This window comes from Pseudoxanthomonas composti (genome assembly GCF_004122095.1).
In the GTDB taxonomy this organism is placed as follows: Bacteria; Pseudomonadota; Gammaproteobacteria; order Xanthomonadales; family Xanthomonadaceae; genus Pseudoxanthomonas_A; species Pseudoxanthomonas_A composti.
The window spans coordinates 176912-196729 of sequence record NZ_SAWZ01000008.1; the positions used below are offsets into that span (position 1 = coordinate 176912).

Sequence of the window (19818 nt, forward strand, 5' to 3'; positions counted from 1 at the left end):
CCGCTGGCGGGCTGGCAAGCGGGCGCGCGCCGCCTGGCCGGGAATGCCGGCGGCCGCTACGCTAAACTCGCGCGATGGAACCGACCCCGCCGTCACCGCCGCGCTCGCGCACGATCTACCTGCTGCCCAACCTGTTCACCACCGCCGGGCTGTTCGCTGGCTTCTACGCGATCATTTCCGCGGCCAATGGTGACTTCGTGCACGCCGCAATGGCGGTGTTCGTCGCAGGACTGATGGATGGCGTGGACGGGCGCGTGGCGCGCCTGACCGGGACCAGCAGCGAGTTTGGGGTGCAGTACGACTCGCTGGCCGATCTGGTCAGCTTCGGCATGGCCCCGGCGCTGGTGATGTACCACTGGTCGCTGGCCTCGCTGCGGCTGGACAGCAGCGTGATGGGGCGCGTGGGCTGGGCGATGGCCTTCCTCTACCTGGCCTGCGCCGCGCTGCGCCTGGCCCGCTTCAACACCCAGGTCGGGGTGGTCGACAAGCGCTGGTTCATCGGCCTGGCCAGCCCGGCCGCGGCCGGGCTGATGATGGCCTTCGTGTGGGCCTTCGCCGATGGCGACCTCGGCCCGGGCGGGGAGGAGCTGCGGTACGTGGCGCTGGCGGTGACCCTGGTCTCGGCGCTGCTGATGGTCAGCCGTATCCGCTTCTGGAGCTTCAAGGGCAGCGGCAAGGGCGGGGCGCGCTCGGACCGCATCCCGTTCTGGGCGCTGTGGCTGATCCCGCTGGTCATCGCGATCCTGGTCATCGACCTGCCGCGGACCCTGCTGGTGGTCGGCGTGCTGTATGCGCTGTCCGGCCCGGTGATGTGGCTGATCAACCGCAACAAGCGGACGCCGGTTGCCCATGAGTGAGTCCTCCGCGCTCTGGTCCAGTGAGCAGCACGGCTGGCTGGAAGCGCTGGGCCACACAGTGTGGGTGCACGGCGCCCTGCCCGAGCCGGTAGCCGCACCGCGGCAGGTGCCGGAGCAGGCCCAGGCGCGACCTGCGCGGGAGCCCGCCGCACCCGTGCGCCGGGCACCGGCCGCGCCCGCTGCGCCGATGCCTGTCGAGGCCGCGCCGCGTGCCGCGGCACCGCGGCGTGCGGGCGCGCGCATGCCCGACCGGCTGCACTTCGCGCTGATTCGCGCCTCCGGCTGCAATCCCAATGCGCCCGGCGCGGCCGAGCTGATCGCCTCCTGGCCTGCGGCCTCCGAGCTGCGGGGTAACCCGGCCGCCAAGCGTGCCCTGTGGCCGCGCCTGCGCGCGCTGCGCAGGCAAGCCCAGCCGTGAGCGCGCGGCCCAGCGAGCCGGAACGCGGAACTCCGACGCTGCGGCCGATGCGCGAGGCCGACCTGGACGCGGTCATGGGCATCGAACTGCGCGCCTATCCATTTCCCTGGACGCGCGGCATCTTCCGCGACTGCCTGGCCGCCGGCTACCCGGCCTGGCTGCTGGTCGAACACGGGTTGCCGGTGGGCTACGGCGTGATCAGCCTGGCCGCGGGCGAGGCGCATGTGCTCAATGTCTGCGTAGCGCCGGAGCGTCAGGGCCGCGGCTGGGGCCGGCAGCTGCTGCGGGCGCTGGTGCAACTGGCGCGCGAGCGCAAGGCCGAGCGCGTGTTCCTCGAGGTGCGTCCCTCCAACCCGCATGCCATCGCGCTGTATCACAGCGAAGGCTTTAACGAGATCGGCCGCCGGCCGCGCTATTACCCGTCCTTCGACGGCCGCGAGGACGCCATCGTCATGGCGATCGAGCTGGTAGGCGATGAGGTGACGCGCATGCCGGCGCTTTAGCGAGGAGTGAGTGGTAGGGCCTCACTCCTCACTCCTCACTCCTCGCTTCACCACTCACTCCTAGCGCTTCCCCGCAGCGCATCCAGCGAGGGGGAATGGAAGCAGGGCAGAACTCCGCCCGAGCCTGAGCCGCCGCCCTTCCTCACTCCTCACTCCTCGCTTCTTCACTCACTCCTACAGCTTCCCCCGCTGCGCCTGCAGGGCATCCAGCTGCGTGCTCCAGTCGGCCAGGCGCGCGCGTTCCTGCTCGACCACGGCCGGGGGCACCTTGTCGCTGAACTTGGCCAGCTTGGCTTGGCTCTTCTCGCGCTCGCTCGCGACCTTGGCGATTTCCTTGTCCAGGCGCGTGCGCTCGGCGTCCAGGTCCACCAGGCCTTCCAGCGGCACCAGCAGCTTGAGCTCGCCGACCACGGCAGCCGCGGCGGCGGGCGAGGCTTCATCGGCGGCCAGCCAGCGCACCGCCTCCAGCTTGAGCAGGAAGCGCAGCGGTGCCTCGAAGCGGGTCACCCGTGCGTGGTCCTGCTCGCGGCCGCCCTGCAGCAGCAGCTGCACCTGGCGCGCCGGCGAGACGCCCAGCTCGCTGCGCACGCGACGCAGCGCCGAGACCATGGCGCGGAACCATTCGACATCGGCCTCGGCCGTGGCGTAGCCGTCGGCGGCGAAGTCGGCCACGGCCGGGTAGTGCTGCAGGGAGATCGTCGGCGCCTGGATCCCAAGGCGCGGCGCCACCTGCAGCCACAACTCTTCGGTCACGAAGGGGATCAGCGGGTGCAGCAGGCGCAGCAGCGCTTCGAGCACGTACAGCAGGGTGTGCCGCGTGCTCGCCGCTGCGGCCGCGTCCTCGCCATTGAGCGCCGGCTTGGCCAGCTCCACGAACCAGTCGCAGAACTCGTTCCAGGCGAACTCGTACAGCGCCTGCGACAGCAGGTCGAAGCGGTACTCGGAAAACTGCGCCTGCGCCTGCGCGGTCACCGCGGCCAGGCGCGCCAGGATCCACTTCTCCGCATCGGTCGCCGGTGTCGGTGCGCCGGTGAAGCTGGCCCCTTCGGTGTTCATCAGCACGAAGCGGGTGGCGTTCCACAGCTTGTTGCAGAAGTTCTTGTAGCCCTCGGCGCGGGACATGTCGAACTTGATGTCGCGGCCGTGCGTGGCCAGCGCGGCGATGGTGAAACGCAGCGCATCTGCGCCGTGGGCGGCGATGCCGTCGGGGAACTCCTTGCGCGTGGCGCGCTCGATCTTCTCGGCCAGCTTGGGCTGCATCAGGCCATGGGTACGCTTGCCGACCAGGTCTTCCAGGGCGATGCCATCGATGATGTCCAGCGGGTCCAGCACGTTGCCCTTGGATTTGGACATCTTCTGGCCCTGCGCGTCGCGGATCAGGCCGGTCATGTAGACGTCGCGGAAGGGCACCTTGCCGGTGAAGGCGTCGGTGGCCATGACCATGCGCGCCACCCAGAAGAAGATGATGTCAAAGCCGGTGACCAGCACCGAGGACGGCAGGTAGCGGTCGAAGCCGCGCTCGGCCATGGCCTGTGCGTCGGGCCAGCCCAGCGTGGAGAACGGCCACAGCTGCGAGGAGAACCAGGTTTCCAGCACGTCGCTGTCCTGGGTCAGCACGACCTCCGCGGACAGGCCGTGGCGCGCGCGCGCCTCGGCCTCGTCGCGGCCGACGTAGCAGTTGCCGGTGTTATCGAACCACGCCGGGATGCGATGGCCCCACCACAGCTGGCGGCTGATGCACCAGTCCTGGATGTTCTCCATCCAGTGGCGATAGGTGTTGATCCAGTTCGGCGGCACGAACTTCACCTGCCCGGATTCCACCAGCTCCAGCCCGCGCTTGGCCAGCGCGTCCATCTTCACGAACCACTGGTCGGTCAGGTAGGGCTCGATCACCTGGCCGGTGCGGTCGCCACGCGGCACCTGCAGCTTGTGCGGCCTGGTCTCCACCAGCAGGCCGAGCGCCTCCAGGTCGGCCAGCACTTCCTGGCGCGCGGCATAGCGGTCCAGCCCGCGGTACTTGGCCGGGGCGGACTCGTTGAGCGCGGCGGTCGGGGTGAACAGGTTGATCATCGGCAGGTCGTGGCGCACACCGACCTGGTAGTCGTTGAAGTCGTGCGCGGGCGTGACCTTGACCACGCCGGTCCCGAAGTCGCGGTCGACGTAGTCGTCGGCGATCACCGGGATCGTGCGATCGCTCAGCGGCAGCGCCACCGACTTGCCGATCAGCGCGGCGTAGCGCGGGTCTTCCGGGTGCACCATCGCGGCGGTGTCGCCCAGCATGGTCTCCGGGCGCGTGGTGGCCACCACCAGGTAGTCGCGCACCTCGCGCAGGGTCTCGTTGCCCTCGGCGTCGTGCTCGACGTGTTCGTAGGTCACGCCGTCGGCCAGCGGATAGCGGATCGACCACAGGAAGCCGTCTTCCTCGACGTTTTCCACTTCCAGGTCGGAGATGGCCGTCTTCAGCACCGGGTCCCAGTTGACCAGGCGCTGGCCGCGATAGATCAGGCCCTGCTCGTACCAGCGGATGAACACCTCGGTCACCGCTGCCGAGGGCTGCGGATCCATGGTGAAGCTGCTGCGCGACCAGTCGCCCGAGGCGCCCAGGCGGCGCATCTGCCGCTCGATGGTGTCGCCGGACTGCGCCTTCCATTCCCACACCTTGGCGATGAAACCCTCCCGGCCCAGCGAATCGCGGGTCTGGCCTTCACCGGCCAGCGCCAGGTTGCGGCTGACCACCATCTCGGTGGCGATGCCGGCATGGTCGGTGCCCATCTGCCACAGCGTGTCGTAGCCGCGCATGCGGTGGTAGCGCACCAGCGCATCCATCAGCGTGTGCTGGAAGGCGTGGCCCATGTGCAGCGTGCCGGTGACGTTCGGCGGCGGCAACAGAATCGAATACGGCTCGCCCTGGCCCGAGGGCTTGAAGTAACCCTGCTGTTCCCAGTGCGCATACAGGCGCGACTCGAAGGATTTGGGATCGTAGCTGGAGGCGAGGGACATAGGGGCTAGGAACGAGTTGAGAGAAACGAGGAACGAGTGGGGGGCGAGAAACGAGGAACGAGTGGGAAAGCGGAAGGGGCAACGAGGGGAGCGAACTCTGCGAGTGCGGTGCTTCCACTCGTTCCTCGTTCCTCCGCACTCGTTCCTTGCCTCATCACATATCGTACTTACTCACATCCAGCCCCCGCGCCTTGTACTGCTTCCAGCGCTCGCGCAGCGGCTCGCGGGCGGCGGGGTCGGCGGGGACCACCTCCAGGACCCGCTCGCAGGCGCCCAGGTAGGCGTCATCGCGCAGGTTGATCACCAGGGCGCGCGCGGGGGCATCGAAGTCCGGGGTGGCGATCAGCACCGGGGTGAGCTCGTCCTCATCGTCGGTGCCGGCGATCTGGTGCGGGATGTAGGCGTCTTCGTCGAAGGCCCACAGCAGCTCGTCCAGCTCCTCGGCCTGCGCCGCATCGCGTGCCAGGATCAGCGTCCACTGGTTGGCGTCGTAGGCCTTGCGGGCCAGTTCGCAGACCAGGCGCAGCGGCTCGGTGAGGAAGCGCGGCTTGGCGATCAGGTAGAAATCGGCGCGAGGCATGAGAGCAGGAGTGAGTGGGAAGGAGTGAGAAGTCAGTGAAACCGGAGACCGGGGTCAGCGTGCACTTTCTCCGCATTCGGCGCGCGAAAAAGGCACTCGGACCCCGGTTTCCAGCGCGGTTTCCGAAGTGAGGAGGACGCGCTTTGCTCACTCCTCACTTCTCTTCGCTCACTTCTCGACGCGGTCCAGCAGCCACTGGCTCAGCAGGCCCACCGGGCGGCCGGTGGCCATGCCGCGCTTGCCCTCGTCGCTGGCCGAGCCGGCGATGTCCAGGTGCGCCCAGCGCTGGTTCTCGGTGAAGCGCGAGAGGAAGCAGCCGGCGGTGATGGCGCCGCCCCAGCGGCCGCCGATGTTGTAGACGTCGGCGAAGGACGAATCCAGCAGGCTCTGGTAGTCGTCCCACAGGGGCAGGCGCCAGGCGCGGTCGTGCACGTGCTCGCCGGCGGCCAGCAGCTCCTCGGCCAGGTCGTCGTGCTTGCTCATCAGGCCGGTGGCGAACTTGCCCAGCGCGACCATGCAGGCGCCGGTGAGGGTGGCGGCATCCACCAGCGCCTCGGGGTTGAAGCGCTCGGCGTAGGTCAGCGCATCGCACAGGATCAGGCGGCCCTCGGCGTCGGTGTTGCCGACCTCGATGGTCTTGCCGGACATGCTGGTGATGACGTCCGACGGGCGATAGCTGTTGCCGTCGATGGCGTTCTCCACGGCCGGCACGATGGTCACCAGGTTGATCGGCAGGCCCATCTTCACCGCGGCCACGAAGGTGCCCAGCACGGTGGCGCCACCGCACATGTCGTACTTCATCTCCTCGATGCCGCCCTGGGTCTTCAGGTTGACGCCGCCGGTATCGAAGGTGATGCCCTTGCCGACCAGCACGTAGGGCCGGGCCGACTCGCTGGCGCCGCTGTACTTGAGCACCACCAGGCGTGGGCGATTGGCCGAGCCGCGCGCCACGGCCAGCAGCGAGCCCATGCCCAGGGCCTCCATCTGCGTCTCGTCCAGGACTTCGGCCTCGACCTTGGCCTGTTCCTTGGCGAAGGCGCTGGCCTGCTCGCCGATGTAGGCCGGGGTGCAGATGTTGGGCGGCAGGTTGCCCAGCTCGCGGGCGAACAGCACGCCCTCGGCGATCGCCGTGCCCTGGGCAAGCGCGGTGCTGTCCTGGCCACTGAAGGCGACCTTGGTCAGCTTGGCCGCTTCACGCTTTTTGCCGAAGGTGGCGTTGTAGCGGTAGCAGGCGTGGTCGAAGGCGACCACGGCCTGGCGCAGGTTCCAGGCGGCATCGCGGCCGCTGACCTCCACTTCCGCCAGGGTCACCAGGACGCTGGTGGCCGGGGTGCCCTTCAGGGCGCGGGCGGCATCGCCCACTGCCTTGATGTAGGCCGCGGCGGAGAACTTGGCGCGCTCGCCCAGTCCCACCAGCAGCACTCGCGGCGCCTTCACGTTGGGCAGGTCATACAGCGTGCTGATTTTTCCGGCCTTGCCGCTGGCGTCGCCGCGCTTGAGCAGCGCGGACAGGCGGCCGGCGCTGGCTTCGTCCAGGGCCGTGGCGGAGGCGGACAGACTGCCGTCGGCGAAGGCGCCGACCACGATGCTGTCGAAGTCCGCGCTGGCGGGGGCGTCGTGGTTCAGGGTGAATTCGAGGGCCATTGAGCAGATTCCAGATCAGTACACGCACAAGTCACTTACAATCGCGGGCCGTGGCACCGGGCCGGTCGGGTCGCGAAACGGCCGGAATGTGCGATTCAACTCCGGCAAACAAGCCCGCAATTGTAGAGCAAGCGCCCCCTCGATGCCGAAGCTGGACCGATATCTCCTAGGCGAATTCACCCAGAGCTTCCTGGCCACGTTGATCGTGCTGCTGGTGGTGAGCCTGGGCGGCGTGCTGGTGGATGTGCTGGGCAGCGTGGCCGAGGGCAAGCTGCCGGCCGGACTGCTGCTGTCGCAGCTGGGGCTGAACCTGGTGGGCTACCTGCCCATGGTCATCCCCATGGCGCTGATGCTGGGCCTGCTGCTGGCGTTCTCGCGCCTGTACCGCGATTCGGAGATGCCGGTACTGGTGGCGGCCGGCGTTGGCCCCAAGCGCATGCTGCGCCCGCTGCTGCTGCTGGTGCTGCCGGTGGTGGCGGTGGTGGCGATGATCTCGCTGTGGCTGGGGCCGCTGGCCCTGCGCACGGGCGAGGCGATGATCGAATCGGCCAACCGCAGCCTGGTGGTGGCGGGGCTGGAGCCGGGGCAGTTCACGGTCTTGAACAACGGCTCGGTGGTGTATGTCGGCGGGGTCTCCGCCGATGGCCGCGGCCTGTCGCGCATCTTCATGCAGCGCCAGCGCGATGGCCGCATGGACGTGGTGACCGCGCAGACCGGCAGTCTGAGTTTCAACGGCGAGAACTCCCGCTTTCTGCAGCTCAACGACGGCTTCCGTGTCGAGGGACCGCTGGATACCGGCAAGGACTTCCGCCTGATGCGCTACAAGAGCAATGACGTGGCGCTGCCCGATAGCGCCGAGGTGCGCAAGGACGATGATCCGGAGGTGCTGCCGACCCCGGCGCTGTTCGGCGATGCGCGTCCAGAGGCCAATGCGCAGCTGCACGCGCGCCTGGCGCCGGCGATGCTGACCCTGGCCTTCGCGCTGCTGTCGCTGCCGCTCTCGCGCAGTTCGCCACGCACCGCGCGCTACGGGCGGACCATGTTCGGATTCCTCGGCTACCTGGTCGCCACCCTGCTAATGATCAACGGCACCCAGGCGCTGTCCAAGGGCAGCATTCCCGGTATGCTCGGGCTGTGGTGGCTGACCCTGCCGCTGTTGGCGGCCGGGGTGTGGTTCTACCTGCGTGATGGCCGCCTGTCGCGACCCAAGCAGGCCGCCGCATGAAGCTGCGCCCCAACCTGCACGACCTGTATGTCGGCCGCGTGGTGCTGGTCACCGTGCTGCTGACCTGGGCGGTGTTGCTGGGCCTGGACCTCATGCAGGCGCTGTCGGGCGAGCTGAAGGACGTCAAGGCCGGTTACACCCTGGGCCATGCGGTGGCGCGCGTGCTCTACACGGTGCCGCGCCGCGCCTACACCTTCTTCCCGACCGCGGCGGTGATCGGCGCCCTGATGGGCCTGGGCCAGCTGGCGGCCTCCTCGGAGTTGACCGCCCTGCGCGCACTGGGCCTGTCGCGCCGGCGCCTGAGCCTGTCGGTGGCCATCACCATGGCGCTGCTGACCGGCGTGATGGTGGTGGGCATGGAGACCGTCGGCGCCTGGGGCCAGTCGCAGTCCGACGCCATCATGGCCAAGGTGCGCTATGGCGATGTCGCCAAGGCGCGCTACTCGGGCCTGTGGGCGCGCGAGGGCGATACCTTCCTCAACGCCGCCTCCGGCGAGGAGCGGGTGGTCAACGGCAAGACCGATCTGCAGTTGCAGGACGTGCGCCTGTACCAGTTGGATGAAGCCGGGCGCCTGATGGCGATCTCGCACGCGGCCACCGCCGAGCAGCAGGGCGAGGACTGGGTGCTGAAGGACGTGCTGCGCACCGATTTCGGCGAGCGTTCGGTCACCCAGGCCAAGGTGCCCGAGCAGCGCTGGACCTCCAAGCTCGACCCGGACGCGCTGGCGGCCAGCATGGGCAAGCCGCGTTACATGGCCGCCAGCGACCTGTCGCGCAGCATCGAGTACCGCACCCGCAACGGCCTGGACGCGCGCGAATACGAAGAGGTCTACTGGGGGCGCTGGTTCTATCCGTTGAACGTGCTGTCGCTGTGCCTGGCGGCGATCCCGTTCGCCTTCGGCAGCCTGCGCAGCGGCGGCCTGGGCAAGCGCATGTTCCTGGGCCTGCTGTTCGCCTTGGGCTTCTGGCTGCTGCAGCTGCTGTTCGGCCGTATGGCCACGGCCTTCCGGGTGGACTACCGCCTCGCCTTGGCGCTGCCGCCGGTGCTGCTGCTGATCGTCTCCGGCTTTCTGTTCAAACGTCGCAGCAGTTAGTTAGGCAAGCGCGTGGACGCAGCGGTGGCGCGCGTTGAGGCTCTTTTGGATGAGCTCTGCGTTGCAAGCAATGCTGCGCCTGAACCCGATAGGCGCCTCCACCGACGCAGGGGAGAGAAAGATCCTTCGGTCAAGGCTGGCCAAGCTATGCGTCTACGCCGTTGCATGAATGCTCGCGCTGAAGCCGCAGCAGCTGTGCTGAATCCTGCGTGCGTCGACACTAGCGTGGTGGCGCTTGCCTTTCTGGTGAAATCTGTTGATCGTGTCGTCCCTCGAAGTGAAGGTCTTGTTCGTATGCATCCCACCGCCATGCAAAACTGCAGTCGATTCTTCGACACGTACTCAGAGCCGTTCAAGAACAGGCCGGGTGTGAAGGTTGTTGAAATAGGCTCGAGAAACTTCAATGGAAGCCTGCGTGAAGTCGCCCCTGCGCAGTTCGAATACATCGGGCTGGATTTCGCAACTGGCGATGGCGTGGACATCGTCCTGGACTCGCCGTATTCGCTGCCCTTCGAGGACGGATCCGTCGACATGGTGGTGACCAGCAGCTGCCTGGAACATTCGGAGATGTTCTGGCTGGTCTTCCTTGAGGTGATGAGGATTCTCAAGCCGGACGGGCTGTTCTACTTGAATGCGCCGTCGAATGGTGACTTCCACCGGTATCCGGTGGACTGCTGGAGATTCTACCCGGACAGCGGGAAAGCGCTGATTTCGTGGGCGAAATGGAACAAGATCGATGCGGAGCTTTTAGAGACCTACACCAGTAATCAGTACATGGATCAGTGGAACGATTGCGTGGCCGTCTTTCTGAGAGACAAGCGGTTTGTGGACACCCATAAGGCCAGGATCGTGGATACGTTCCAGGATTTCAGGAACGGCCAGAAACTCGGTGTCGAAGAGCTCCTGAATCCCAGTGACAGGCCCGAGGATAGGATGCGGCTGGCGCTGATTGAAGGTATCGCAAGCGGCAGGGCCAAGGTCTAGCAACGAGCGAATGAATCCCTACCTGGATGCTGGACGACTCGAATGAGGTCGAAGAGTTGATCTGCATCCAGTGCTCCGTCGTCTGCGCGTCGAAGTAACCTGCGAGGGGCCGCCATGGGTCCGTCAGAGTGAGTGCGGGCATTGCTCAGGCCTTTCCCGGCTTGGGCCGGCGCTGCACGCGCGTGCCGCTGAGGCGGTCGTGGACGGTCAGGCGGTCACGGTCGATCCAGGCCCACCAGAAACCGAGGCCGCAAGCCAGCAGCGACAGCGTGCCTGCCGCATAGCGCAGCCACAGGGCAGCGTAGGTAGGGCGCTGGTGATCGGCCCCGGTCACGAAGATGCGCCAGGGGCGCATGCCCAGGGTCTGCCCGCCGTGGCGCCAGCTCAAGGTGGCGTACAGGCCGGTGACCAGCCAGCAGCAGGCCCAGAGCAGCCACTGCAAGGCGCTGAACGGGGCGATGTTCTGCCGCGCCGCGTGATGGCCGAGGAAGGTGAACGCCACGGTGAACAGCAGCGAGAGCAGCATCCACAGCGCCAGCGCCGGCCACAGGTCGTAGAACAGCGCCAGCAGGCGCCAGCCCAGATGGGCGCGGGGAGCGGGGGGCGATGCGTGCTGCGGGGTGGTCTCAGAGGCGGTCTGCATCGCGCCAGCATAGCGGCAGCGCCGCGCCGGCTATGCTGTGGCGCATGAGTGCACACTCTCCCGCCCAACGCCGCCGCCAGGCGATGGACCTGCCCGAAGTCCCTGAAGCCGACGCGCGCCAGATCGAGGCCTTCCTCGACCTGGCCTGGGCCGAAGGCGGCCTGGCGCGGGCCACCCTGGACAGCTATCGGCGCGACCTGGAGGGCCTGGCGCGACAACGCAACGGCCGCGATGGCGGCATCCTCTGCGCCGACCGCGCGGGCCTGTTCGATTACCTGGCCTGGCGCACGCAGTCCGGCTACTCGCCGCGCAGCAACGCGCGCCTGCTGTCCACGCTGCGGGCCTTTTATGCCCAGGCGGTGCGGCGCCGCCTGCGCCAGGACGACCCCAGCGCACTGCTGCAGCCGCCCAAGCTGCCGCGCGCACTGCCCAAGGCCCTGGCCGAAAGCCAGATCGAGGCGTTGCTGGAAGCGCCGCAGGTCGCCACGGCCGAGGGCCTGCGCGACCGCGCCATGCTGGAGCTGATGTATGCCGCCGGCCTGCGCGTGAGCGAACTGGTGGGCCTGCACGCTAACGCGGTCAACCTGCGCCAGGGCGTGCTGCGGGTGATGGGCAAGGGCAGCAAGGAGCGGCTGGTGCCGCTGGGCGAGGAATCCCAGCACTGGCTGCAGCGCTACCTGGACCAGGCCCGCCCGCAGCTGGTGGCCGGCAAGCCGGTGCCAGCCATGGAGGGCGGGGCGGTGCCGCTGTTCGTCGATGCCGCGCGTCGACCGCTGACGCGCCAGCACTTCTGGGCGCTGGTCAAGCGCTACGCCGCTGTGGCCGGCATCGACCCGGCGCGCATCAGTCCGCACGGGCTGCGGCACAGCTTTGCCACCCACCTGCTCAACCGCGGCGCGGACCTGCGCGCGCTGCAGATGCTGCTCGGCCACAGCTCGCTGTCCACCACCCAGATCTACACCCTGGTGGCGCGCCAGCAGCTGCAGCAGCTCCACGCCAAACACCACCCTAGGGGGTGAGGCCAATGCGCGGCATGCCGCGCATTGGCCGAACGCATGGGCACGGATGCCCGGGCCGGGTCGTCCGGAGCCGATTCGTTGCGCCAGGGATGGCACCGGGAAAGCAATTGTGTGGGAGCGCGGCATGCCGCGCGTGCCCCGAACGCCCGGGCGCGCCAGGTTGGAAAGGATGCGCCGCGATCAAGAACGCGTCGCCACGCGCCAATCCCCTCACCGCCCGCCGTCCCCCGCCAGACCTTCAGACACCCTGTGCGAGAATCGCGATCTCGACCCGCCTGCGCTGCCGCGCCGTCACCCAGGATCGCCGTATGACCCGTTTGCTTGCCTTCGCCCTGCTGGGCTCCCTCAGCCTGAGTGCCTGCGCCCAGCCGGCCGCGCCGGGCGGCGCCACCGGCAAGGCGGCCGAGCCTGCGGTGGCCAAGGCCGCCAGCAGCGGCGATGCCACCGTGGATGCCAACATCGACAAGGCGCTCAAGCAGCTGGGCCCGCAATTGGAGGCTGACTACATCGGCAAGGCCCCGCTGCCCGGCTTCCGCGAAGTCATCGTCGGCGGGCAGCTGCTGTATATCAGCGACGACGGCAAGTACATGCTGCAGGGCAGCGTGATCGACATCGCCAACCGCCGCGACCTGAGCCAGACCAGCAGTGGGCTGCGCAACTATCGCAAGCAGCTGATCGCCAGCGTGCCGCGCACCGAGCGCATCGTGTTCGCACCGCCGAATCCGAAGTACACCCTGAGTGTGTTCACCGATGTCGAATGCGGCTACTGCCGCAAGATGCACAGCGAGATCGCCGAGTACAACCGCCAGGGCATCGCCGTGGAGTACCTGGCCTTCCCGCGCATGGGCCTGGGCAGCCAGGACCACAAGGACATGATCTCGGTGTGGTGCGCCTCGGACCGCCGCAAGGCGCTGACCGATGCCAAGACCAGCGGCACGGTCGCGGCCAAGGACTGCACCAACCCGGTGGCGCGCGAGTACGACCTGGGCCAGCGCGTGGGCGTGACCGGCACCCCGGCGGTGTTCGCGGCCGACGGCACCCAGCTGGGGGGCTACCTGCCGCCGGCGCAGATGCGCGCGGCCCTGGACAAGCTGGGCGCGGCGGCCACGGCCGGCGGCATGAAGTAGGCCGCTTCCCGACCCGTGACGCCCGAAGAAGCCGGCCATGCGCCGGCTTCGCTACAATAGCCGGCCCCGTTCCCACGGCTCGCTCCCCACGGTTCCGGACATGATCGTCCTCGAAGGCCAGCAGGCCTTGTCGCAGTTCCGCCGCGCGCGGCTTGAATCCCGCCTCCAGTCCGTTGCGCCGTCGGTGCGCATCCTCGGCACCTGGCAGGTCTTTTTCATCGATCCGGAAGGCCAGGCCCGGCCAAATGAGGCCGTGCTGTGCCGCATCTTGCAGGCCGATGGTGCGCCGGCGCCGGCCGAGCCGGGCGCGGTCCCGCGCTACGTGGTGCCGCGCCTGGGCACGCGCTCGCCCTGGTCGAGCAAGGCCACCGAGCTGGTGCGCGGTGCCGGGCTGCCGATCCAGCGGGTCGAGCGCGGCCTGCGCGTGGACCTGGCCGGCTTGCCGGCCGATGCCGACGCCCAGCGCGCCATCGGCAAGCTGCTGCACGATCCGATGACCCAGTCGCTGCTGGCCTCAACCGAGGAGGGCAGCACGCTGTTCTCCACCCCGCAGGCCGGCCAGCTCGAACGCATCCCCCTGGACCAGCTGGAGCAGGCCAACGCCCGCCTGGGCCTGGCCCTGGCCAGCGATGAGATCGAGTACCTGCGCCAGCGTTATGGCGAGTTGGGCCGGGATCCGTCGGATGTCGAGCTGATGATGTTCGCGCAGGCCAACTCCGAGCATTGCCGCCACAAGATCTTCAACGCCAGCTGGAGCATCGACGGCAAGGCGCAGGATCGCTCGCTGTTCAAGATGATCAAGTACACCCACCAGCAGACGCCGCAGTACACGCTCAGCGCGTACAGCGACAATGCCGCGGTGGTGGAAGGCCTGCCGGCGGCGCGCTATCGCCCGGACCCGGCCAGCGGCCAGTACCGCGCGGAGGCCGTGCAGCCCACCGCGTTCCAGATCAAGGTGGAAACCCACAACCATCCGACCGCCATCGCGCCGTTCCCGGGCGCGGCCACCGGCGCCGGCGGGGAAATCCGCGACGAAGGCGCCACCGGACGCGGCGGCAAGCCCAAGGCCGGCCTGACCGGGTTCTCGGTCTCGCACCTGCGCATCCCGACCCTGCCGCAGCCGTGGGAGGCGCCGCGCGCGCTCAATCCGCGCATGGCGCCGGCGCTGGACATCATGCTGGACGGTCCGCTGGGCGGTGCTGCCTTCAACAACGAATTCGGCCGGCCGAACCTGCTGGGTTACTTCCGCAGCTTCGAGCTGCCCGAGGGCGACGCGTCCGCGGGCGGCCTGACCCGCGCCTATGACAAGCCGATCATGCTGGCCGGCGGCCTGGGCGCCATCGACCGCACCCAGGTGGACAAGATCAAGCTGCAGCCGGGCGATGCGGTCATCGTGCTCGGCGGCCCGGCGATGCTGATCGGCCTGGGCGGCGGCGCCGCCAGCTCGGTGGCCTCCGGCGAGAGCGCCGAGGACCTGGATTTCGCCAGCGTCCAGCGCGACAACCCGGAAATGGAGCGCCGCTGCCAGGAAGTCATCGACCGCTGCGTGGCGATGGGCGCGGACAACCCGATCCACTTCTTCCACGATGTGGGGGCGGGCGGCCTGTCCAATGCCATCCCCGAGCTGCTGCACGACTCCGGCGTGGGCGGTGTGATCGACCTGGACAGGGTGCCCAAGGACGACCCCTCGCTGTCGCCGCTGGAACTGTGGTGCAACGAGTCGCAGGAGCGCTACGTGCTGGGCGTGCCGCAGGCGCGCCTGGCCGAGTTCGAGGCGATCTGCGCGCGCGAGCGCTGTCCTTATGCGGTGGTGGGCGTTGCCACGGCCGAGGAGCGGCTTGTCGTGGGGTATGGCGCGCTGGATGGCGGGATTCGGGATTCGGGATTGGGGATGGGGCACGACGTTGCTGCGTCGGCCGGCACCTCCGCTTCTGCCCAATCCCCGCACCCCATCGACCTGCCGATGGACGTGCTGTTCGGCAAGGCGCCGAAGATGCACCGCGATGCCGCGCATCCGCCGGCCCCGCGCTGGCCGGCGCTGGACACCTCCACGCTGGACCTGCACCAGGCCGGCCTGCGCGTGCTGGCGCACCCGACGGTGGCCTCCAAGAATTTCCTGGTCACCATCGGCGACCGCAGCGTCGGCGGCCTGACCGCGCGCGAGCAGATGGTCGGGCCCTGGCAGCTGCCGCTGGCCGACTGTGCGATCACCCTGGCGGGCTTTGAGACCTTCGCTGGCGAAGCCATGTCCATGGGCGAGCGCACGCCGCTGGCGCTGCTCGATGCCGCGGCCGCCGCGCGCATGGCCGTGGGCGAGGCGATCACCAACCTGGCGGCCGCGCCGGTGCAGGCGCTGGACACGATCAAGCTGTCGGCCAACTGGATGGCCGCTTGCGGCCACCCGGGCGAGGATGCGCTGCTGTTCGACGCGGTGCGCGCGGTGGGCATGGAACTGTGCCCCAGCCTGGAGCTGAGCATCCCGGTCGGCAAGGACTCGCTGTCCATGCAGGCGCAATGGGAAGTCGCCGGGACCGGGGACCGGGGACCGGGGACCGGGGAAAAGTCCGGTGATCCCAACGCCCTTGCTTCTGATCCTCCCGGGTCCCCGGTCCCCGGTCCCCGGTCCCGGCTCCACAAGTCGGTCTCGCCGGTGTCGCTGATCATCTCGGCCTTCGCACCCGTGGCCGATGCGCGCACCCAGCTGACCCCGGTGATGTCGCGCGAAGCCGAGACCGAGCTGTGGTTGATCGGCCTGGGCGGTGGCAAGCAGCGCCTGGGCGGTTCGGTGCTGGCGCAGGTGCATGCCGGCGAGGAGGCCTTGCCTGCCTTCGGTGGCGACACCCCGGACCTGGACGACCCCGAACTGCTGCGCAATTTCTTCGAGCTGATCGTCGATGCGCGCCAGGCCGGCCTGCTGCTGGCCTATCACGACCGCAGCGATGGTGGCGCGTTCGCCGCGCTGTGCGAGATGGCCTTCGCCTCGCGCATGGGCCTGGACATCGTGCTCGACGCCTGGGGCGATGACGCCTTCCGCAGCCTGTTCAACGAGGAATTGGGCGCGGTGGTGCAGATCGCCAGCGAGGATCGCGCCGCTTTTGCCGACCTGGTGGAGCGGCATGCCTTGACCGAATGCGCCCAGCGCATCGCCAGGCCGACCACCTCGCCCAAGATCCGCGTCAGCGATGCTGGCCGCACCCTGGTGGAGTGGCGCTGGGACGAGCTGTTCGACGCCTGGTGGTCGGTGACCCACGCCATGCAGAAGCTGCGCGACAACCCCGACAGCGCCGAGGAGGAGCGCGCCATCGCGCGAGACTTCAACGCGCCGGGCCTGAAGCCCAAGCTGGGTTTCGACCCGGCCGAGGACGTGGCCGCGCCGTTCGTGGCCACCGGCAAGCGCCCGCGCGTGGCGATCCTGCGCGAGCAGGGCGTCAACGGCCAGATCGAGATGGCCAATGCCTTCGAGCGCGCCGGCTTCGACGCCTTCGACGTGCACATGAGCGACCTGATCGCCGGTCGCGTGGACCTGGCCGGCTTCACTGGCCTGGCCGCATGCGGCGGTTTCAGCTACGGCGACGTGCTGGGTGCCGGCCGGGGTTGGGCGACTTCGATCCTGGAGCGCCCGGCGCTGCGCGAGGCCTTCGCCACGTTCTTCGCGCGCCCGGAGACCTTCGCCCTGGGCGTGTGCAATGGCTGCCAGATGCTGAGCCAGCTCAAGGACATCATCCCCGGGGCCGAGCATTGGCCGCGCTTCCTGCGCAATCGCAGCGAGCAGTTCGAGGCGCGCACCAGCCTGCTGGAAGTGGTGGAATCGCCATCGATCTTCCTGCGCGGCATGGCCGGCTCGCGCATTCCGGTGGCGGTGGCCCATGGCGAGGGCCGTGCCGAGTTCGACAGCGCGGTGGACCAGGCGGCCGCGCGCGTGGCGCTGCGCTTCATCGATGGCGAGGGGGTCATGGCTGAGCGCTACCCGCTCAATCCAAACGGGTCGCCCGAGGGCATCACCGGCCTGACCACCTCCGACGGCCGCGTGACCATCCTCATGCCGCACCCGGAACGGACCCCGCGCAGCATCAACCTGAGCTGGTCGCCGGCTGGCTGGGCGGAGGACTCGCCGTGGCTGCGGATGTTCCGCAACGCGAGGGTATGGTGCAGCTGACGCAGCTGTAATGCGTCGCGTCCGTCGCTTGCCGACGGACGGTTCAAACAGCCCGCCAACCCAGTGTTGGCGGGCTTTTTTGTGCTTGTTAGTCCTGTGTGAATGTGAATCACGAAGGTGACGGGATTCCGTCACAACGCCTTGTTTTGTCTCGCCATTCCGCGGCGAAAACGTCAATTTGCACCAACGTTGTGCAAAATGAGTCAGCTACCGTCAATTTTCGTCAACAACTTGACGTGGATTGGCACTGGCTGTTAACACTTGGTTACAAATTCGTTGGTCGTGGTTCAGGTTGTCTGAACCCGCCGGCTGGACGCCGAAAGGATTCCGGCGCCGCCTCTTGCGAGGCGGGACGAATGGCATCCCCCAATCGGGCACAGGGCCCGAGGGATGTGAACTTCGACCAGCCAAGGAGCTTCAAGGGATGAATCGCATTTATCGCAGGGTCTGGAACGCGTCGATCGGCCAGTGGGTGGTGGCTTCGGAGCTGGCCTCCAGCGCTGGCGCCGGTCGTCTGGCGCCACAGGGCCAGCCCGCCCTCTCGCACCCGGTCCGTCGTGCCGCCCTGGGCGCCGCGCTGGTCATGGGCCTGCTGACTGCAGGCGGTGCGTTCGCCCAGTCGGTGGCGGTGGGCGGCAACGCCGAGTGCTTCACCCAGTCCGGCGCCGATTCCTGCGTGGTCGAAGGCAGCGCGCTGGCATCTGGCGAGGCCGCCACGGCCGTGGGCGCCGGCGCTGAAGCCAGCGGCGATGGCAGCGTCGCCGCCGGTGCCCTGGCACTGGCCAGCGGCCTGGAGGCCAGCGCCTTGGGTTACTTCGCCACCGCCGATGGCGACGGCGCGGTGGCCATCGGCGCTGAATCGGTGGCCACTGGCACCACCGCGCTGGCCAACGGCTTCCAGGCGCAGGCAGGCAACAACTTCGCCACGGCCGTGGGCGGATACGCCGCCGCGTCCGGCTTCAACAGCACCGCGCTGGGCAACAGCGCCACGGCCAGCGGCTCCAGCAGCCTGGCCGTCGGCGCCGATGCGGTGGCCTCCGGCGCCTACAGCACCGCCAGTGGGCAGGGCGCGCTGGCCACCGGCTACAACGCCGTGGCCCTGGGCGGCTCCTTCGCCGGCCTGTTGCCGACCGAGGCCTCGGGCGATTTCTCCACAGCCGTCGGCGGCGCTGCCTGGGCCGCGGGCGACAACAGCACCGCGGTCGGCAACTTCAGCTCGGCCACCGGCGAGGACAGCCTGGCGCTGGGCGCCGATGCAATCGCAGAAGGCGTGGGCAGCGTGGCCCTGGGCCAGGGCTCGCTGGCCGCGCGCGACAACACGGTCTCGGTCGGCGATGTCGGCAGCGAGCGCCAGATCACCAACGTGGCCGCCGGCACTGAAGGCACCGATGCGGTGAACCTGGACCAGCTGCAGCAGGCCACTGCGAACAACCGCTACCTGGCGGCCACCGCCAGCGAGGCCAGCGCCGCCGGCGCCTATGCCGAAGGCGAGAACAGCACGGCGATGGGCGAGGCGACCAATGCCATCGGCAACGGCGCGACGGCCTACGGCAGTGGCGCCATGGCGATGGCCGACCTGGCCACCGCAGGCGGCTACAACAGCCTGGCCCAGGCGCAGTGGAGCACCGCCTACGGCGCCGGCAGCCAGGCCACCGGGCAGAGCGCCACCGCCATCGGCGGGCAGATGACGGTGGTCAACGGCGAAACCTGGGAAGAAGAGACCTGGTCCACCGAGGCCAGCGGCCAGGAGAGCACCGCGGTCGGCACGGCCGCGCGCGCCAGCAGCTATGGCAGCACCGCGCTGGGTGCGGTGTCCGAAGCCAGTGGCGAAAGCGCCACCGCGCTGGGCCAGGCCAGCACGGCACGCGGCGATTACGGCGTGGCGGTGGGCAGCGAGGCCCGCGCGGCCGAAGTGTTCAGCACGGCAGTCGGTTCGCAGTCCAAGGCGACCGGGCCCCGCGCCACGGCAGTGGGTCAGAACACGCTGGCGCAGGGCGATGGCAGCGTGGCGCTGGGCGGGCTGGCCGCGGTCGGCGCCGACCAGGGCATCGCGATGGGCTGGAACAGCGTGGTCTTCCCCGACAGCGTCGGCGGCGTCGCGCTGGGCGCCAACAGCGAGGTCGCCTCGGGCGTGAGCAATTCGGTCGCCCTGGGCGCCGGCTCCTACGCCGATCGCGACAACGCCGTGTCCGTCGGCACGCCGGCACGAATCCACAACGGCGTGCTCCAGCAGGAAGTGGAAGCCGTCGACCGGCAGATCATCCATGTCGCCGCCGGCACCGAGGGCACCGATGCGGTGAACCTGGACCAGCTCAATGCCGTGGCCGAGGTGGCCGACAACACCAGCAAGTACTTCCAGGCCAGCGGCAGCGAGGCCAGCGATGCCGGGGCCTATGTCGAAGGCGATGATGCCCTGGCCGCGGGCGAGGCCAGCAATGCCATCGGCACCGGGGCCTCGGCCCTGGGCGCCGGTGCCAACGCCGTGGCCGATGGCGCCACCGCGGTGGGCTACAACGCGGTCGCGTCCGGTCAGAACAGCGCGGCCTTCGGCCAGAACGCGCAGGCCAC

Annotated in this window: 14 protein-coding genes; 10 read left to right on the plus strand and 4 right to left on the minus strand. The window is 68.9% G+C overall.

Annotation, left to right across the window (positions count from 1 at the left end; genetic code table 11):
• Positions 1-74 precede the first annotated feature (74 nt).
• Genes pssA through rimI form a run of 3 tightly spaced genes read left to right on the plus strand, consistent with a single transcriptional unit; the run spans position 75 to position 1778 of the window.
• The gene (gene pssA / locus EPA99_RS14940) at positions 75-857 is read left to right on the plus strand and encodes a CDP-diacylglycerol--serine O-phosphatidyltransferase (RefSeq protein WP_129472038.1); all 783 of its coding nucleotides are present in this window, start codon (positions 75-77) and stop codon (positions 855-857) included.
• A complete protein-coding gene (locus tag EPA99_RS14945; protein ID WP_129472039.1) occupies positions 850-1275 on the plus strand; it encodes an alanine acetyltransferase in 426 nt (141 codons plus the stop codon). The genes pssA and EPA99_RS14945 overlap by 8 nt, the downstream gene beginning before the upstream one ends.
• Before the next feature lie 47 nt (positions 1276-1322).
• On the plus strand, positions 1323-1778 hold the full coding sequence (gene rimI / locus EPA99_RS14950) for a ribosomal protein S18-alanine N-acetyltransferase (RefSeq protein ID WP_129472040.1): 456 nt from the start codon (positions 1323-1325) through the stop codon (positions 1776-1778).
• Positions 1779-1952: 174 nt separating this feature from the next.
• Here rimI and EPA99_RS14955 read toward each other — a convergent pair whose 3' ends face one another.
• From EPA99_RS14955 to EPA99_RS14965, 3 genes are all read right to left on the minus strand, one after another.
• Entirely contained in the window at positions 1953-4778 is a 2826-nt protein-coding gene (locus tag EPA99_RS14955) for a valine--tRNA ligase (RefSeq protein WP_129472041.1), read from the minus strand.
• A 154-nt stretch (positions 4779-4932) separates the two neighbouring features.
• Positions 4933-5358: a DNA polymerase III subunit chi gene (locus tag EPA99_RS14960; protein ID WP_129472042.1), complete on the minus strand. Its 426-nt coding sequence runs from the start codon at positions 5356-5358 to the stop codon at positions 4933-4935.
• Between the two features lie 168 nt (positions 5359-5526).
• Positions 5527-7002 carry a leucyl aminopeptidase gene (locus tag EPA99_RS14965; RefSeq protein WP_129472043.1) on the minus strand — a complete coding sequence of 492 codons (1476 nt, stop codon included), beginning with the start codon at positions 7000-7002 and terminating at the stop codon, positions 5527-5529.
• Between the two features lie 142 nt (positions 7003-7144).
• On the opposite strand from EPA99_RS14965, the gene lptF reads away from it, so the two are divergent.
• The 3 genes from lptF to EPA99_RS14980 all read left to right on the plus strand — a co-directional run bounded on the left by lptF (position 7145) and on the right by EPA99_RS14980 (position 10305).
• Entirely contained in the window at positions 7145-8227 is a 1083-nt protein-coding gene (lptF, locus tag EPA99_RS14970; protein WP_129472044.1) for an LPS export ABC transporter permease LptF, read from the plus strand.
• Complete coding sequence (gene lptG / locus EPA99_RS14975; protein WP_129472045.1) at positions 8224-9321, plus strand: LPS export ABC transporter permease LptG; 1098 nt, start codon at positions 8224-8226, stop codon at positions 9319-9321. The genes lptF and lptG overlap by 4 nt, the downstream gene beginning before the upstream one ends.
• 165 nt (positions 9322-9486) lie before the next feature.
• Positions 9487-10305 carry a methyltransferase domain-containing protein gene (locus EPA99_RS14980; protein WP_206733771.1) on the plus strand — a complete coding sequence of 273 codons (819 nt, stop codon included), beginning with the start codon at positions 9487-9489 and terminating at the stop codon, positions 10303-10305.
• Positions 10306-10450: 145 nt separating this feature from the next.
• Here the strand turns inward: EPA99_RS14980 and EPA99_RS14985 are convergent, their stop codons facing one another.
• Complete coding sequence (locus EPA99_RS14985) at positions 10451-10948, minus strand: RDD family protein (protein ID WP_129472046.1); 498 nt, start codon at positions 10946-10948, stop codon at positions 10451-10453.
• Positions 10949-10992: 44 nt separating this feature from the next.
• On the opposite strand from EPA99_RS14985, the gene xerD reads away from it, so the two are divergent.
• From xerD to EPA99_RS18830, 4 genes are all read left to right on the plus strand, one after another.
• Positions 10993-11967, plus strand: a complete 975-nt coding sequence (gene xerD, locus EPA99_RS14990) for a site-specific tyrosine recombinase XerD (RefSeq protein WP_129472047.1) — start codon at positions 10993-10995, stop codon at positions 11965-11967.
• 308 nt (positions 11968-12275) lie between these two features.
• A complete protein-coding gene (locus EPA99_RS14995; RefSeq protein ID WP_129472048.1) occupies positions 12276-13094 on the plus strand; it encodes a thioredoxin fold domain-containing protein in 819 nt (272 codons plus the stop codon).
• A 100-nt stretch (positions 13095-13194) separates the two neighbouring features.
• Positions 13195-17250: a phosphoribosylformylglycinamidine synthase gene (gene purL, locus EPA99_RS15000; RefSeq protein WP_129472049.1), complete on the plus strand. Its 4056-nt coding sequence runs from the start codon at positions 13195-13197 to the stop codon at positions 17248-17250.
• 424 nt (positions 17251-17674) lie between these two features.
• Positions 17675-19818 (plus strand): ESPR-type extended signal peptide-containing protein (locus EPA99_RS18830; protein ID WP_277751648.1); only part of this gene is annotated, 2144 nt, incomplete at its 3' end.

What these genes read in the sequence shown, in the direction of transcription:
- EPA99_RS14980 (WP_206733771.1), top strand. Translation starts at nt 9,487, where the DNA reads ATGAATGCTCGCGCTGAAGCCGCAGCAGCTGTGCTGAATCCTGCGTGC.
- EPA99_RS14985 (WP_129472046.1), bottom strand. Translation starts at nt 10,948, where the DNA reads ATGCAGACCGCCTCTGAGACCACCCCGCAGCACGCATCGCCCCCCGCT.
- lptF (WP_129472044.1), top strand. Translation starts at nt 7,145, where the DNA reads ATGCCGAAGCTGGACCGATATCTCCTAGGCGAATTCACCCAGAGCTTC.
- EPA99_RS14945 (WP_129472039.1), top strand. Translation starts at nt 850, where the DNA reads ATGAGTGAGTCCTCCGCGCTCTGGTCCAGTGAGCAGCACGGCTGGCTG.
- pssA (WP_129472038.1), top strand. Translation starts at nt 75, where the DNA reads ATGGAACCGACCCCGCCGTCACCGCCGCGCTCGCGCACGATCTACCTG.
- lptG (WP_129472045.1), top strand. Translation starts at nt 8,224, where the DNA reads ATGAAGCTGCGCCCCAACCTGCACGACCTGTATGTCGGCCGCGTGGTG.
- EPA99_RS14965 (WP_129472043.1), bottom strand. Translation starts at nt 7,002, where the DNA reads ATGGCCCTCGAATTCACCCTGAACCACGACGCCCCCGCCAGCGCGGAC.
- EPA99_RS14960 (WP_129472042.1), bottom strand. Translation starts at nt 5,358, where the DNA reads ATGCCTCGCGCCGATTTCTACCTGATCGCCAAGCCGCGCTTCCTCACC.
- rimI (WP_129472040.1), top strand. Translation starts at nt 1,323, where the DNA reads ATGCGCGAGGCCGACCTGGACGCGGTCATGGGCATCGAACTGCGCGCC.
- xerD (WP_129472047.1), top strand. Translation starts at nt 10,993, where the DNA reads ATGAGTGCACACTCTCCCGCCCAACGCCGCCGCCAGGCGATGGACCTG.
- purL (WP_129472049.1), top strand. Translation starts at nt 13,195, where the DNA reads ATGATCGTCCTCGAAGGCCAGCAGGCCTTGTCGCAGTTCCGCCGCGCG.
- EPA99_RS14955 (WP_129472041.1), bottom strand. Translation starts at nt 4,778, where the DNA reads ATGTCCCTCGCCTCCAGCTACGATCCCAAATCCTTCGAGTCGCGCCTG.
- EPA99_RS14995 (WP_129472048.1), top strand. Translation starts at nt 12,276, where the DNA reads ATGACCCGTTTGCTTGCCTTCGCCCTGCTGGGCTCCCTCAGCCTGAGT.